Source organism: Kitasatospora sp. NPDC085879 (genome assembly GCF_040686255.1).
In the GTDB taxonomy this organism is placed as follows: domain Bacteria; phylum Actinomycetota; class Actinomycetes; order Streptomycetales; family Streptomycetaceae; genus Kitasatospora.
Map to the genome: position 1 here is coordinate 1 of NZ_JBFBJZ010000112.1, position 14,257 is coordinate 14,257.

General features: G+C 71.5%; 12 protein-coding genes and 3 pseudogenes. 4 read left to right on the top strand and 11 right to left on the bottom strand.

Annotation, left to right across the window (positions count from 1 at the left end; all coding sequences use genetic code 11):
- Window positions 1-103: 103 nt before the first annotated feature.
- Together AB0P35_RS39175 and AB0P35_RS39180 are read right to left on the bottom strand one after the other, a co-directional pair.
- The gene (locus AB0P35_RS39175; protein ID WP_095877610.1) at window positions 104-943 is read right to left on the bottom strand and encodes a glutamate ABC transporter substrate-binding protein; all 840 of its coding nucleotides are present in this window, start codon (window positions 941-943) and stop codon (window positions 104-106) included.
- A gap of 25 nt (window positions 944-968) precedes the next feature.
- Window positions 969-1,757 carry an amino acid ABC transporter ATP-binding protein gene (locus tag AB0P35_RS39180; RefSeq protein ID WP_095877611.1) on the bottom strand — a complete coding sequence of 263 codons (789 nt, stop codon included), beginning with the start codon at window positions 1,755-1,757 and terminating at the stop codon, window positions 969-971.
- Window positions 1,758-2,110: 353 nt separating this feature from the next.
- On the opposite strand from AB0P35_RS39180, the pseudogene AB0P35_RS39185 reads away from it, so the two are divergent.
- Window positions 2,111-2,871, top strand: a pseudogene (locus tag AB0P35_RS39185) (alpha/beta hydrolase); the annotation flags it as partial.
- An 846-nt stretch (window positions 2,872-3,717) separates the two neighbouring features.
- The gene (locus AB0P35_RS39190) at window positions 3,718-3,933 is read left to right on the top strand and encodes a hypothetical protein (protein ID WP_095877615.1); all 216 of its coding nucleotides are present in this window, start codon (window positions 3,718-3,720) and stop codon (window positions 3,931-3,933) included.
- A 211-nt stretch (window positions 3,934-4,144) separates the two neighbouring features.
- Here the strand turns inward: AB0P35_RS39190 and AB0P35_RS39195 are convergent, their stop codons facing one another.
- The 4 genes from AB0P35_RS39195 to AB0P35_RS39210 form a co-directional block, all read right to left on the bottom strand.
- A complete protein-coding gene (locus AB0P35_RS39195; protein WP_095877616.1) occupies window positions 4,145-4,507 on the bottom strand; it encodes a hypothetical protein in 363 nt (120 codons plus the stop codon).
- A 369-nt stretch (window positions 4,508-4,876) separates the two neighbouring features.
- Window positions 4,877-5,191, bottom strand: a complete 315-nt coding sequence (locus AB0P35_RS39200) for a hypothetical protein (RefSeq protein WP_363520765.1) — start codon at window positions 5,189-5,191, stop codon at window positions 4,877-4,879.
- A gap of 2 nt (window positions 5,192-5,193) precedes the next feature.
- Window positions 5,194-5,625 (bottom strand): gas vesicle protein GvpJ, encoded by a 432-nt coding sequence (gene gvpJ, locus AB0P35_RS39205; protein WP_363520768.1) that lies wholly within the window; start codon window positions 5,623-5,625, stop codon window positions 5,194-5,196.
- Window positions 5,626-5,904: 279 nt separating this feature from the next.
- Window positions 5,905-6,300, bottom strand: a complete 396-nt coding sequence (locus AB0P35_RS39210; RefSeq protein WP_363520770.1) for a hypothetical protein — start codon at window positions 6,298-6,300, stop codon at window positions 5,905-5,907.
- Between the two features lie 394 nt (window positions 6,301-6,694).
- Between AB0P35_RS39210 and AB0P35_RS39215 the strand changes: the two genes are divergently transcribed.
- Window positions 6,695-7,129: a Rieske 2Fe-2S domain-containing protein gene (locus AB0P35_RS39215; protein ID WP_363520772.1), complete on the top strand. Its 435-nt coding sequence runs from the start codon at window positions 6,695-6,697 to the stop codon at window positions 7,127-7,129.
- Window positions 7,130-7,154: 25 nt separating this feature from the next.
- On the opposite strand, the pseudogene AB0P35_RS39220 reads toward AB0P35_RS39215, so the two are convergent.
- The 4 genes and pseudogenes from AB0P35_RS39220 to AB0P35_RS39235 form a co-directional block, all read right to left on the bottom strand.
- Window positions 7,155-7,358 (bottom strand): annotated as a pseudogene (locus AB0P35_RS39220) (GTP cyclohydrolase I); the annotation flags it as partial.
- Between the two features lie 362 nt (window positions 7,359-7,720).
- Window positions 7,721-7,975 (bottom strand): hypothetical protein, encoded by a 255-nt coding sequence (locus tag AB0P35_RS39225; protein WP_363520776.1) that lies wholly within the window; start codon window positions 7,973-7,975, stop codon window positions 7,721-7,723.
- 121 nt (window positions 7,976-8,096) lie between these two features.
- The gene (locus AB0P35_RS39230) at window positions 8,097-9,122 is read right to left on the bottom strand and encodes a PHP domain-containing protein (RefSeq protein WP_363520779.1); all 1,026 of its coding nucleotides are present in this window, start codon (window positions 9,120-9,122) and stop codon (window positions 8,097-8,099) included.
- Between the two features lie 418 nt (window positions 9,123-9,540).
- Window positions 9,541-11,816: pseudogene (locus tag AB0P35_RS39235) on the bottom strand (catalase).
- Window positions 11,817-12,026: 210 nt separating this feature from the next.
- On the opposite strand from AB0P35_RS39235, the gene AB0P35_RS39240 reads away from it, so the two are divergent.
- Window positions 12,027-12,173, top strand: a complete 147-nt coding sequence (locus AB0P35_RS39240) for a hypothetical protein (protein WP_179419749.1) — start codon at window positions 12,027-12,029, stop codon at window positions 12,171-12,173.
- A 497-nt stretch (window positions 12,174-12,670) separates the two neighbouring features.
- On the opposite strand, the gene AB0P35_RS39245 is transcribed toward AB0P35_RS39240, so the two are convergent.
- Entirely contained in the window at window positions 12,671-13,531 is an 861-nt protein-coding gene (locus AB0P35_RS39245) for a hypothetical protein (RefSeq protein WP_144298846.1), read from the bottom strand.
- Window positions 13,532-14,257: the final 726 nt, after the last annotated feature.

Sequence of the window (14,257 nt, forward strand, 5' to 3'; positions counted from 1 at the left end):
CGCATTTTCTCCCCCTAAAAAATGTCTACCCGGGTCCACCCGACTACCGCTGGGGCGGGGCGCGGCGCCCCGCCCCGGGGCGCCGCGCCGGGGAGTGCGCGCCTCAGGTGACGATGACGCCGATCTTCGGTGCGGGCTCGTTCTGGTAGCCGGACGGGCCGAGGTTCTTCTTGACGGCCGCCTCCCAGGAGCCGTCCGCGACCATCTTCTCCAGGGCGGCATTGATCTTCGCCTTGAGCTCGCTGTCCTTCTGGACGCCGATGCCGTAGTTCTCGTTGCTCATCTTGAAGCCGCCGAGCTTGAACTTGCCCTTGAACTCCGGCTGCGAGGCGTAGCCGGCAAGGATCGAGTCGTCGGTGGTCAGCGCATCAACGACCCCGTTCTCCAGGCCGGTCAGGCACTCCGAGTAGCCGCCGTACTCCTGCAGCTGCGCATTCGGGGCGATCTTGGTCTTGACGTTCTGCGCGGAGGTGGAGCCGGTGACGGAGCAGAGCTTCTTGTTGTTCAGGTCCTCGGGCTTCGTGATGGAGTTGTCGTCGGCCCGGATCAGCACGTCCTGGTGCGCCAGGAGGTAGGGGCCGGCGAAGTCGACCTTCTCCGCGCGGGCGGGCGTGATCGAGTACGAGGCGGCGATGAAGTCGACGTCGCCGCGCTGGAGCAGCGTCTCGCGGTCGGCGCTCTTCGCCTCCTTCCACTGGATGTTGCCGGGGTCGTAGCCGAGCTCCTTGGCGACGTATGTGGCCACGTCGACGTCGAGGCCCGTGTACGTGCCGTCCGGGGTCTTCAGCCCGATGCCGGGCTGGTCGAACTTGATGCCGACGGTGACCTTCTGGTCGCCGCTGGCGCCGCTGCTGGCGCCGCCGCCGTCCGATCCGCAGCCGGCGGCCGTCAGGGACAGCCCGAGCGCAACCGCAGCGGCGAGGGTGACCTTGCGAAGTTCCATGGTGATCGTTCCTTGTGCTCGCGGGTCAGTGGTGCAGGATCTTCGAGAGGAAGTCCTTGGCCCGCTCGCTGCGCGGGTTGCCGAAGAACTGATCGGGTGTCCTCTCCTCCACGATCCGGCCATCCGCCATGAAGACCACACGGTTGGCGGCCGATCGGGCGAATCCCATCTCGTGGGTGACGACGACCATGGTCATTCCCTCGCGCGCCAGCTGCTGCATCACCTCCAGCACCTCGTTGATCATCTCGGGGTCGAGCGCGGACGTCGGCTCGTCGAAGAGCATGATCTTCGGTTCCATGGCCAGCGCCCTGGCGATCGCCACGCGCTGCTGCTGGCCGCCGGAGAGCTGCGCCGGGTACTTGTCCGCCTGCGAGGCGACGCCCACCCGCTCCAGCAGCCGGCGCGCCCGTTCCTCGGCGGCCTTCTTGTCCTTCTTGCGGACCTTGACCTGGCCGAGCGTGACGTTGTCGAGCACGGTCCTGTGCGCAAAGAGGTTGAACGACTGGAAGACCATGCCGACGTCCGCCCGCAGAGCCGCCAGCTCGCGGCCCTCGGCCGGCAGCGGCCTGCCGTCGATGGAGATCTCCCCGGAGTCGATGGTCTCCAGGCGGTTGATGGCGCGGCACAACGTGGACTTCCCGCCGCCGGACGGGCCGATGACGACCACGACCTCACCACGGGCGATGGTGAGGTCGATGTCTTGGAGGACGTGGAGATCGCCGAAGTGCTTGTTGACGTTGCGCAGCACGACCAGATCGCCCGCGGTCGGGGTGGGTGTTTCCTTCGTCACGGCGGCTCCACTCGTCGGCTTCATGGTCCGCCGCCCGCACCGCGGCCGCACGCCGACCCGCGGGGACCCGTAGGGACGCGGTTTTGCCCCCGGCGCCCCTGACGGGACCCCTACGGCCAATCGCGGGCCGGCACCGCGACGGCGGCTGCCCCCTTCCCCGGCGCCCAGGAACAGGGCGACGAGGCGGCTCTTCAACCGGCGGTGGCGCTCCTCGTACTCGCTCCTCAGCTCCCGGCAGCGCCGCGCGACGTGCGTGACGGCCAGGCGGGAGACCTGCAGGCCCTCTTGGGCGTAGGCCTCGGCGACTTCCCCCGGCTCACCGGTCGTGAGCCAGCAGCTCAAGGAGATCCGCGCCTTCGACCCGCAGCGGCAAGGACACCGGCGCCCCGTTGGTCCTGCTGCACACCGTGCGCACACAGGCAGAGCACTTCCGCTTCCTGGTCCCGCTGATCGCGGACCAGTACACCGCGTACGCCCTGGACCTGCCGGGAATGGGCTACTCCGAGATCGTGCCCGGCGCCTCGTACGACGAGCCCGCGATGCGCACGGGCGTCGAACGGCTGCTGACCGAACTCGACCTCCACGACGTGACGCTGGTCGGGGAGTCCATGGGGGCGGTCCTCGCCCTGAGCACCGCAGCCGATCTGCCGGAGCGCGTCCGGCGCGTCGTCGCGGTGAACCCCTACGACTTCCGCGGTGGCATCGCCCGGTCCGGCCTCCTCGCCCGTCTCGTCGTCAGCGGTGTCCTGGCCCCGGGGGTGGGCCCGGTGATCGCCGGAGTGGAGCCCAAGGCCGCCCTGCGCAGGATCCTGCAGGGCGGCCTGGGCGACAAGAGCGCCCTGAGGGAGGACTACGTGGAGGAGCTCCTCAAGGTCGGAGGCCGTCCCGGCTACCCGGTCGTCGCGCGGGCGGTGTACCAGAACCTGTCCAGCCTCATCGCGGCCCGTCCGCGCTACCGCGACGTCAAGGCCCCTGTCCATCTCGTCTACGGGAGACGGACTGGTCCCGGCCGTTGGACCGGGAAGCCAACCGGGCGCTGCTGCCCGCCGCCGACTTCACGCAGGTTCCCGGGGCGGGTCACTTCATCGCGCTGGAGCGGCCGGACATGGTGGCCGACCTGCTGAACGCGGTCGCGTAGCCGAGCCGGCAGTGCCGCAGGCACACCATTCCAGCTTGGGGCTGTCGGACTGTTACTCCCCGTGCTGTGCGGTCGTGTCCACCGTGCCCCAGTCGGGCACGGCGTTGGCTGGCTGCGCCCGGCGGTTTGCCGGTTCCGCCGGGGCGTGGCTGTCAGGGCCCGTCGTAGACGGCGATGATGCGGCCGACGACTCCGCCTTTGCGGAGTCGTTCACGGCATTGGGGATCTCGGCCTGAACGGCCACCCTTGGGACAGACGCCCCGAAGGCGGAGTCCGTCACTGGCATCTCCCGCTCTCCCCTGCCAACGGGTCCGGGCCACGGACGGGTCTGGCCTACGCGCGCAGCGTGCTCGCCGCCCGAGCTGGCCTGGACGATTGGCTGTCGGAGGAGGTCTTCCTCGTGGTGTGTGAGTTGTTGATCAACGCCTACCAGCACACGGCCAGCCCGCTGTGTGTGGACCTCGATGTCGCCGGCGGGTGTGTCACGGTGTCGGTGACCTGCCCGAGCACGGTCCCGCCGGCCCTGCTTCCCTTCTGTCCGGAGCGGCCCCACAGCCAGGGCTCCACATCGTGGACCGGCTGGCCGCCGGATGGGGCGTGACGCTCCGGCCGGACGGCAAGACCGTGTGGGCGACCCTGCCCGCGCCGTAAGCCGCACCGCCCGCGGCCACAGGGCCGGACCCGCGGCAGAAATCACCCGCCGAGGGTGCTCCGGCCGGCAGATCCGACCTGGCCCGTCTCCGCACGATCCGCGCGGAGACAGATCACCGGGCCGATGACCTTGGGGGAAATGCCACCTTTTGGGTAGTTTGGTTGAAGGTTTGCCGAACCCCGTTGGAGGCTGTCGTGGCCGAACCCGAGCTGACGCCGGAGGAGATCGCCATGGTCCGCGAGTACGTGGAGATCCCGCCCGGCGTCACGATGGACCGCGTGGACGTGCAGCGGGCCCGGCTCGCGAAGGCGGTGGGCGGATGGTTCCGTAAGGCCGGCCCCGGCCTGTACGAGATCGTCACCGAGGCGCCGCGCCCCGGCAGGCACCACTCGGACCCGGACCTGCCGTAGCGACAGACACCGGGCCGGTACTGGCCGACCGGCCGCACCCTTTGGTCGGGCCGCACCTGGGGCAGGGTCGGCAGTGCGGCGGCGGGTGGGAGGATCGTGGCGGCTCCCCGGGTTCATGCATTGTCTCCCGGGGAGCCGCTGTTCGTTCGCCCTGTGCGGCCGGCTGCGGCCGCCGCCCGGGGTGCTGACCGCGCCTGGTGACGCGAGGACGTCAGGCGTCGGAGTAGCTGAGGTCCCCGACGCTCCAGGCGCTGATGTCTTCGATGGCGATGCGATACATGCCGCCGGTGTGGGGCAGCCCGAAGTCGCCCTGCAGGATCTTCGCGCGGTGGAGGTGGAGGTGGGTGGGCCGCGCGGGAGGGCCGTCGGGGGGCGGGGCGAAGAGGGCGGCGAACGGCTTCAGGTGATCGGAAGCCTGGAGGACCTCCGCCACCCGCTCCCACCACAGCTCCACCGGGGCGAGCTTGCCGGTGATCACCGCGCCGGGGACCACCACGGTCAGGGACATCTGATTGCTGTGCTCGGACTCGACCATCGCGGCGATGTCGACGAGCAGCCCGTCAGGGTTCGACATGACACCAAAGACTAAGGCACAGCTGTCGACGTACGGGTGCCCGCCCCGAGGCGGTGAGTGCGAGGGGTGCGGGTGTGTCATCGGCCCGAGGGCCGGACTCCGCCCCGCGCCCGTGGCAGCGGGCCGCTGCCCGCAGGTCAGGTGTGGGCCTGTCCAGCCACACCGTACGCGAACGCGCTGCCGCCTACGGCCGTCCGATCAGCACCCGCCGCAGCGCGAGAAGCGGCCCTGCGGACTGATCTCGACGGGTCCACCCGTGGGGCGCCACCCGATTCCCAAGGTGATCGCGATCCCGCCGGCCCGATGTGTGGAGCCTGTTCACGCGGGGCCGACCGGGCGCGACGCACCCCCACTGCCCTGTCGCTCCGGTCAGGTCCGGGAGACGTCGATCTTCTCGTTGGCGAGGCGAATGAGTTCCCTCGCGAACGTGCGGTGGATCGAGAGGAGGACGATCACCGTCGAGCGAAATCCCGTGCGGTGCCGGAATTCGAATCGGCGGAAGGACGTGAGGATTCCCGTCGCACCGGCCTCCTGGACCATGGCCACGTCACACCACGCGACCGCGTCCCGAACGCGGCCCAAGAGACCGGTCACGATCACGCCGTCCTCGTGGAGGTAGCACTGACGGATGCCAAGCAAACCGGCCAGCCACCGCCAGGAGAACGCGATGCCGTAGACGGCCATCGTTACTCCTCCCGCGACTTGGTGCGGCGCTCCGAGCGCGGCCTCCCGGCGGGTTCCTCGTCCCGGTCCTGCGTGCGCTGCCGGATCGTGTCCGTCACCGTCTCGACCGCACCGGTAAGCGCGCCCTTGCTCTTCCCGCGGGCGCCGCCCTCGGTCAAATCGCCGGGCAGGTCCGTCAACCGGGACGGAGCCCGGCGCCCGGACTCCAGGTCCAGCCGGTTGCACGCCTCCGCGAAGCGCAGGTACGTGTCCACGCTGGCCGCCACGACCCGCGCGTCGACTTTAAGGATCTCGATCCCCACCAGGGACACCCGCACGAAGACGTCGATGACCAGACCGCGATCAAGGATCAGCTCCAGGACGTAGTACAGCGTGCCGGTACTTCCGCCTCCGGCCGCGTGAGCACCTCCCCCGCTTTGCGGCACCACAGTCATCGCGCCTCTCCTCTCATCGGACGCTCCGCCAGGCGCACCGAGATCCGCCCCGAGATAGGCCAGCGAGCCAACGCGTCGGTGTCCCTGTGCTGCGCGCGTATACCCGGCACGGCTCCGCCGAACAGCAAGCCGGTAAACCTGCGGACGAGCGCCGCACGCCGTGCCCGCCAGGAGCGGGTCCGGTCCAGCCTTGGAGCAGCCGTCGACGTCCACGTTCAGCGCTTCCTTCACCTTCAGTGATCTTCATCGATTGACGACCGGGCCCGGTGGTACGCGCAGTCACAGCAGGACGCGGTCGAGCACGTCGCCTGCACGGCCGTCGGACTCGGCGTCGACTGCGAGCCGGAGAAGCTGCCAGGCTACGTCTACACGGGGTCGCCGGACGCGCTGGAGGAGCTCCGGGCGGAGGCCGACACGGCTGCGGAGGCCGGGCTGGACGCCGTGTTCACCGAGGAGACCGGTCTGCCGTTCCGAGTGGCAGGAGCCGTGCGGGTGGCGGACCAGGCGCAGTTCCACCTGCGCAGATATCTGCTGGCACTGGCCGAGGACCTGGCCGCCGAGGGTGGTCTGGATCTTCGAGCACTCCCGGGCGACCGGACTCGGTGAGGGCCGCCCGTGCCGGATCACCACCGAGAATGGCACGGTGGTGACGGCCCCCGAGGTCGTGCTAGCCACTACCCGGTCTTCGACCGGGCGCTGCTGTTCGCACGCCTGCGGCCGGTGCGGGACCTGGTCGTCGCCGGCACTGTACCGGCGGACGCCGACCCGCAGGGCATGTACGTGACGCCGGAGCACCGCACCCGCTCGGTGCGCACGGCCCCGTACGCGTAGGACCGGTGGCTGCTGATCGTCACCGGCGAGAAGTTCGCCCCGGGCAGCAGTGGGGAGCGGCGCCGCCACTGGCGGACTAGGCCCGCGAGCGGTTCCCGGACCTGCGGCCCACCCACCGTGGGGCCGCACAGGACAACTCCACCACCGAGGGTGTTCCGTACGTCGGCCGCTTCCACGTCGGCACGCAGCACGTCCACGTGGCGACCGGCTTCAACGGCTGGGGCATGAGCGGGGCGTGATGGCCGGCCGGCTGCTGGCCCGTGTGATCACCGGCGGGGAGCCGCGGTGGGCGCCGCTGCACGACCGCCGGAGGTTGAATCCGTGGCGCGAGGCACCCGCGCTGGTGAGGTTCCAGAGCGAGGTGGCCCGGCACCTGGTGGGTGACTGGACCGGTGTGCCGTCCATCCCGGACGACCAGGACCTCGGACGGGGCGAGGGCACGATGGTGCGGTTCCGGGGCCACCGGGTCGCGGTCTGCCGTGAACGAGAGGGCGGGCCGCACACGGCGGGTGCACGGTGCGCCCACCTGGGCTGCCCCGTGCACTTCAACGACGCCGAGGAGAGCTGGGACTGCCCCTGCCACGGCTCCCGCTTCGCGCCCGACGGCACGGTGCTGCAGGGTCCGGCCACCCGGCCTCTCGAGCCGCTCGACATCCCTCCTCCGGATCGGTGACACGCCCGGCCTTCGGGTGTCGGCCTCAGTGGGCCAGGCCGGTCAGGGCGAGGAACTCGCCGCGGGACCGGGCGTCGTCGCGCAAGGTGCCGAGCAGGGTCGAGGTGACGGTGCTGGACCCGGTGGCCTGGACGCCGCGCAGGGTCATGCAGGTGTGCTCGGCCTCGATGACCACGCCGACCCCCTTCGGGGCGAGGTGTTCCTGGAGCCAGTCGGCGACCTGTCGGGTCGCCGGGGCCGGGTGGCAGGCTTCTCGCCGTCCGGACGGCCCGTTTCGGGCCCATACGATGCTCGTCGGCCGGGCAACGCGGTAAAGGGGCTGCCCAGCAGCCGTGTGAGCTCGTGGCCGGCCCGACGGGGGCGTGTCTCGGCGACGGGTGAAAACTGACCGCTGAACGGCGGATCAACGGTGACCCACCTCGCGATCGTCTGATCATCCTGATCTTCATTGAGGGTCAGGAGGAGAGGGTGATTTCCGTGGGCGGGAGCTGGAGCGCCACAAGGCGCCGGCGGCGTGTCCGAACCTGCGCAGCGACCGGGTGATGCCGGCGTCGGTGGGCGCCTGTGATGCGGCGGAGGCGGGGTGCCGGCTCATCGCCACCGGTGGTGGTCAGTTGTCAGCCAGCGCGGGGCCGTGGCGGCCGGGGAGAGCGCGAGGGCGCAGGCGATGGCCAGCCACGCGACGCCCACGCCGGTGAGGCCGTAGCGGGGCATCAGCAGCAGGCTGAGGGCCAGCAGCAGGACGGCGAAGGTGAGCTGCAAGCCGGTCAGGAAGACGAGGGCCACCACCTCCGGCCCGGCACCCGGCCGTGCCTTGGGTGGTCGGCGCAGATGGCGGGTGACCACTGGCAGGAGCGGGCGCCGGTGGTGGGCGTGGAATGGGCTCGCAGCGTGTTCGCTCGCGAGGAGGAGTCCGGGCGGCGTGGTGCTGCATCGGCGACGAACAAGGCGAGCCGGTGGGTACAGGTCAGCTGGAGCGGGTCATCGACCGGCGGCCGGGGTGCGCGGCCCAGTCGAGCAGCCGGTCGGCGGCCCAGGTCGTCACCAACCTGTCCGAACGCAGGCCAGCGCGCGCCGCACGGGCGTAGCCGGAGGACTGCCAGTGGAGCTGCTCGGGGGCGTGAGCGTCGGTGTCCACGGCGAAGAGGCAGCCCGCTTCGGCTGCTTGACGGAGCAGGTCGTCCGGCGGGTCGCGCCGCTCGGGCCGGCAGTTGATCTCCACCGCGATGCCGTTCTCGGCGCAGGCGGTGAACACGGCCTGCGCATCGAAGAGGGACTGCGGGCGGCCGCGGCCGGTGACGATCCGGCCCGTGCAGTGACCAAGAACGTCCACCAGCGGGTTACGCACCGCCGCGACCATGCGGGTGGTCATCGGGCCAGGCTCCGATCGGAGCTTTGAGTGCACCGACGCCACCACGATGTCGAGACGGGCGAGGAGGCCCTCCTCCTGGTCAAGAGTGCCGTCCTCCAGGATGTCGCACTCGATTCCGGTGAGCAGCCGGAAGCCGGGACCGAGCCGGGTGTTGAGATCGGCAACGACCTCGATCTGCTGTCGCAGCCGGTCCGGGCTGAGACCGTGGGCGATGGTGAGCCGCGGCGAGTGGTCGGTCAGGACGGCCCACCTGTGGCCCAGCGCGCGGGCGGCCTGCGCCATCTCCTCGACCGGGCTGCCGCCGTCCGACCAGTCCGAGTGCATGTGGCAGTCGCCTTCGCTCGCCTCCACCAGCAACCAGCCCGGCGTCGCGGCCGGCCCGATCTCCGCCTCCAGGCGAGCGAGGTAGGTGGGCGTCTCGCCGATCGACGCCTGGGCGATCACCTCGGCGGTCACCGGGCCGACACCGCGCAGGCGCCTGGCCTCCTGCGCGTCCACCAGACCCGGCGGCATATCGCGGACGGCGTCGGCCGCCGTGTGGAAGGCCCGAACCCGGTAGGGGGAGGCGCCACGCCACTCCAGGAGGAAGGCGATGCGGCGGAGCGCTTCGACCGGATCCATACCTTCAGTCTTCGCTACGCGGCCGACGTGCACCATGTGGTCGCGCCGGCAGCCGCTGACGGCCGGGAGCGAACCCTGCCTGCCCCTGCCTCGGAGGCGCCCGGTCACGCGGTCGGCCGCGGCACCACGCGGGCTGCCGCGGACGATGGGCGGTCCTGGCGGGCCCCTGGCATCCGGGGCGGCGTGTTCCACCGCCCGCCCCCGGTCGGCCCGTTTGACTGGCCTGGTCTGCTCACCGGCCGAGCCAAGGGGAGCACGTGCAGGCGCACAGGAGCAGCGCGCGGCGAAACAGCCGGGCGCACCGGCAGTTGTCGGCGCCAGCGGCACACCCGGCATCCTGCAGGCAACGGATTTCGGCGCGGGTGCGCTCGTCGGACGGTCGCGGGCCCGCGGTGGCGAGGCCATGAGCAGCGAGGGCTCAGTGCGCCGTTGCCGGGAAGCGTTCCCAGACCCGGTGCGTGCCGAGCTGCTCCACCAGGGCGGAGACGGCCTGTGCCGCGTCGGTCTCGGTGAACACGCCGGGCGCTTGCGGATCGACCCCCGCCGCCGCCCACAGGCTGCGGGCATCCGCAAGGCCGGCGAGGGGTTTGGCGTGCCGGTAGGCCTCGTTGACCAGGAGAACGGCGCGGGAGTCGAGGGCCGGTTGGCCGCCGGCGACGGCGCCGGATTTGGCGTCCCGGGCGCCGTGGTCGTCGGCGCCGCGCGTGGGCGCGCCGGCCACGAGGAGGGCGTCGAACTCGACGGACCGGGCCGCGGCGTAGGTCCGCTGCACGGCGAGGTCGTCCGCCGGCGGCGCTCCGGTGGGTGCGATGATCAACGGCATCAGCCCGGCGTCGCGTGCGGCCTCCCGCAGCTGCCGCACCACGCCCGCGTCGCTGGTGGTGGCGGTGAGGATGCCGAGCACCCGGCCGGTGGCCGGCCACCGCTGCCCGACCTGGGACAGCGCCGGGCTCGGCGCGGCTTGGACCACGCCGCTGGCTGGCGCCTGGGGGGCGGGCAGGCCGAGCCCCTGGGCGACCTGGCGGCAGAGCCCCTCGTCGACCCGCGCCAGGACTTCCAGGACCCGCTCCTTGATGGCCTGCTCGTAGACCTTGGAAAGTTCGAACGTGTAGGCGGCGATGACGTGTTCGCGCTCGACGGGGCTCAGGCTGAGCCAGAACAGGCGCGGCTGGCTGAAGTGGTCGGCGAACGACGCGGGCGCCTCGCGGATCTTGGCCGCGGCGGCGATCGGGACGGGGTGTTCGATGAAGGCGTGCTCGCCCGGCCCGGCGAAGAACGGGCAGCCGCCGTCCAGCGAGTTCGGCTTGTAGGGGGCGACGCCGGAGTGCACGGCGTCCTGGTGGAAGCCGTCACGCAGCATGTCGTTGATGGGCGCGTGGGGGCGGTTGATCGGGATCTGCGCGAAGTTCGGGCCGCCGAGCCGGGTGATCTGCGTGTCGAGATAGGAGAACAGTCGGCCGGCGAGCAGCGGGTCGTCGGTGACGTCGATGCCCGGGACGAGATGGCCGGGGTGGAAGGCGACCTGTTCGGTCTCGGCGAAGAAGTTCGTCGGGTTGGCGTTCAGGGTGAGCAGGCCGACCGGCTGAACCGGGGCGAGTTCCTCGGGGACGATCTTGGTGGGGTCGAGCAGGTCGATGTCTGCGAACGTCTGCTCCGGGGTGTCGGGGAAGGTCTGGATGCCGAGCTCCCACTCGGGGAAGCAGCCGGCTTCGATGGCGTCCGCGAGATCGCGGCGGTGGAAGTCCGGATCCGTGCCCGCGATCAGCTGTGCCTCCTCCCAGACCAGGGAGTGCACGCCGCCTTCGGCTTCCAGTGGAACTTCACCAGCGTGCTCGCGCCCTCCGCGTTGACGAGGCGGAAGGTGTGGACGCCGAAGCCTTCCATCATGCGGTAGGAGCGGGGAATCCCCCGGTCGGACATGTTCCACAGAGTGTGGTGGGTGGCCTCGGTGTGCAGGGACACGAAGTCCCAGAACGTGTCATGGGCGGACTGGGCCTGGGGGATCTCCCGGTCCGGGTGCGGCTTGCCGGCATGGATGACGTCGGGGAACTTGATCGCGTCCTGGATGAAGAACACCGGGATGTTGTTGCCGACCAGGTCGAAAACTCCGTCGGTGGTGTAGAACTTCGTCGCGAAGCCGCGGGTGTCCCGGACCGTGTCGGCGGAGCCACGCGAGCCGAGCACAGGGGAGAACCGCACGAACACCGGTGTCTCGACCCCTTCGTGGAGGAAGGCGGCCTTGCTGACGCCGGTGGCGGTGCCGTAGCCGCGGAACACGCCGTGGGCGGCCGCGCCCCGGACGTGGACGACCCGCTCGGGGATCCGCTCGTGGTCGAAGTGCATGATCTTCTCGCGCAGTTGGTGGTCCTGCAGCAGCACCGGACCGCGGGGGCCGGCCTTCAGCGAGTGGTCCGAGTCCGGCAGCCGAACGCCCTGGGCGGTCGTCAGGTAGCCGCCGTTCTGCGAGGCCGCGTCTGCGGGCGCTCCGGTGTCCCGCCCGGTGGCGGACAGCGGGGCGGGCGCCCGCTGATCCGGCTTGGGAGGCAGTGGCGCCCTCGGTTCGGTGGGTTCCGCTACCTGCGGCGGCTCGGCGCCCGGGGCGCCGGGCACCCGCGGTCGCTGCCCGGATGGGATGCCTTCCGCGGCCTCGACCACCTTGTCCACGATCTTCTTCACCGGTCCGGGCTCCGCCACGTCGTCCTCCTCAGGGTTCCTGTAACCCATGCCGGGTAACCCCGGATCCCCGCCGCCAAACGACTCGCCGCGCAAACGACTCGCCGCGCAAACGGGTGGCGTCCCGGCCGCGCGCCCCGCACCGCGGCAGGGCTGCCTGCGGCGGTTCGTTACGCCAGGACCTGACCGAGTGGTACCTCACCGCGTCGCCCGCCGGCACCGACGCCCTCCTTGCCATCACGACCACGGCGGCACCGCCCGGACCAGACCGGGCACGGGCTGTTCATGGTCCGGCGCCTGTCCACCGCCTGGGGCCACCAGGCGCACCCCAACGGCAAGACGGTCTGGGCCGAACTCCATGGCCCCGGCTGCCGCTGAGGGACCAGCCGCGCAGCGAGCAACTCCGCCACTGCACGACACGGCAAGCCACGGCCGACGCAAGCGCCGAGCCGGAAAACCCACCGGTATACCGCGCCAGCGGGGTTCATGATCATCGCCTCGGTCTCGCCGAGCCCCGGCGCGGCTACCGCGCTCTGACGGCGCCTGTCTGCCTGGCGAGCCCTCCATCACAGCTGCCAGAACGTCCTCGGACCGGTGGGCGCCCGCCGTCGGAGGTTTGACGGGCGCCTGGCAACGCGGCGGGCCCGCCGGTGACCGACCGGAACGGGTGCGGCCGGGGAAACGGCGCGAGGCGCGCCGCGGCGTCCCGCCCCACCCGCGGTGGCAGCGTCTCGTCGCGACAGCGGTCGCCGGTCGGCCGTGCGTTCAACGGGCTCGCTGCGCCGGAGCACACTTCCGGCACGATCCTGGCGGAGATCCCACCAGGTCGGCGGTCCCCACCTTCGCCGCTGCTGGGGACCGCCCCGACCCCGACGCTACGGGGTGCTCGCCCGCATGGCCGTGGGAAGCCGGCTGGTGGACAGTTCGGCAGCCAGCGCCGCAGCCTGCGCATGATCGAAGCCACCCGTGATCTGCGCGGTTCCGGTGGTGATCGCGGACGTGACCCTGGGATGGGAGATGACAGCGCCATCCAGAACAATGGCAATCTGGTCGGCAGGATCGGTTCCGGCAGCCGACGCGGCGGTGAGATCCGCGAATGCCTTGCCGCCGCTGGCGGTGAAGGTCAGCTCCACCACCCAGCCGCCGGACAGCGGGCTGTCGAAGGCCACCGCCTTGGCGATCTGGGCGCCGTCCACGACCGCCGCGCCGAGGACGAACGCACTGGCGCCACCACCAGCCGCAGCCGGCTCCCGGCCACAGGCCACCATCTCCGCGACGGGCTCGGGCGCGGCCGACCGGGCAGCGGCCCGCGCACAGTCGAGTGCGGAGAACTGCTGCCGAAGCGACTCCGGCACGGTACCGACGACCGGCGCACCCGAGGTGGCGACCGCCACCACTGGACGGAAGGAGAGCGCCCCGCGGCCACCCAGGACGGACAATTCCTTCTCCGCCTCGCCCCCGGCGGAGACCCGGACCGCCGAACCGTCCACCTCCGCCGTCACACGGTCCAGGCCACTGGCCTCGGCGCGACGCCGCAGGATGTCGGCCGCGATTCTCAACTGGGCGTCGTTCAGCGGCTCGTCCGGCGTGTACAGCACGGCGGAACGATGCTCCGGGGTGGAGCCGTCCACCATCGTCCCCGAACAGGCCGCCATCCCCGGGACGGCCAGCAGCAGAGCGGTCAGTCCGGCGGCCGCCCGAACGGCGGGCCCGGTGGCGCGGTTGGTCAACATCATGCGGCCAGTCTGGAACGCGACCGGGCGCGGCCCCCGGCCATTGACCCGACTGTGACTCGTCCGTAGCACAACCACGCCCACCCGATCCGCGGTTCTGCGGAGCGTCGGGTGGGCACGGAGCGCCGAGCCGGACTGAGCCTGCCGATACCGGGCCGTCGGACGCGCCCTCTGCCGGGTCCGCGGGGCCCGGCCGCCCGCACGGGATGGACAGCCGGGCCCGACCGGATGCGACTCCGTGCCAGGACACTAGCCGCAGGAGCACCGACACTGCGTCAGACACACCGATCGGCTTCCCGATCCACAGCCCCGGCGGTCGGGCCGGTCCCGCACCCGCACTGAACCGCTCGCGCTCCGGCTCGCCGCGCTGCGGACCGCGTCGAAGGCGACATCGCCGTCAGAGCGCGACGAGCGCCGAGGTCGACGTAAGCCGCCCGCCCGGCGAGCCGCCCCGGCGTATCCACCCCCTCGGCTACCGGCCCACCCCGCTCCGCGCCATCGAACCGGTCGGCCCTGGACGTCACGGCGACACAAGGCGGACAAGGGTGTCAGTGCTTTGCGGTGCTCGACGGCCTGCTTCAGGTCAGCCTTCGCCTGCTCCGCCCTGCCCTCGGGCCTCCAGGCGCTCGTTACTGACTGGGCTTGATTCGCTTTGACGGACACCCCTGATCAGGGGTGTCCGTCAAAGCGAATCAAGCCCGCGCCCGCCGCGTGAGCGGGCCGGGGCGC

Bases quoted from the DNA above. Each gene is read 5' to 3' on its own strand.
- AB0P35_RS39180 (WP_095877611.1), bottom strand. From the start codon at position 1,757: ATGAAGCCGACGAGTGGAGCCGCCGTGACGAAGGAAACACCCACCCCG.
- AB0P35_RS39195 (WP_095877616.1), bottom strand. From the start codon at position 4,507: ATGTCGAACCCTGACGGGCTGCTCGTCGACATCGCCGCGATGGTCGAG.
- gvpJ (WP_363520768.1), bottom strand. From the start codon at position 5,625: ATGACTGTGGTGCCGCAAAGCGGGGGAGGTGCTCACGCGGCCGGAGGC.
- AB0P35_RS39215 (WP_363520772.1), top strand. From the start codon at position 6,695: ATGGCCGGCCGGCTGCTGGCCCGTGTGATCACCGGCGGGGAGCCGCGG.
- AB0P35_RS39175 (WP_095877610.1), bottom strand. From the start codon at position 943: ATGGAACTTCGCAAGGTCACCCTCGCCGCTGCGGTTGCGCTCGGGCTG.
- AB0P35_RS39200 (WP_363520765.1), bottom strand. From the start codon at position 5,191: ATGGCCGTCTACGGCATCGCGTTCTCCTGGCGGTGGCTGGCCGGTTTG.
- AB0P35_RS39245 (WP_144298846.1), bottom strand. From the start codon at position 13,531: ATGATGTTGACCAACCGCGCCACCGGGCCCGCCGTTCGGGCGGCCGCC.
- AB0P35_RS39230 (WP_363520779.1), bottom strand. From the start codon at position 9,122: ATGGATCCGGTCGAAGCGCTCCGCCGCATCGCCTTCCTCCTGGAGTGG.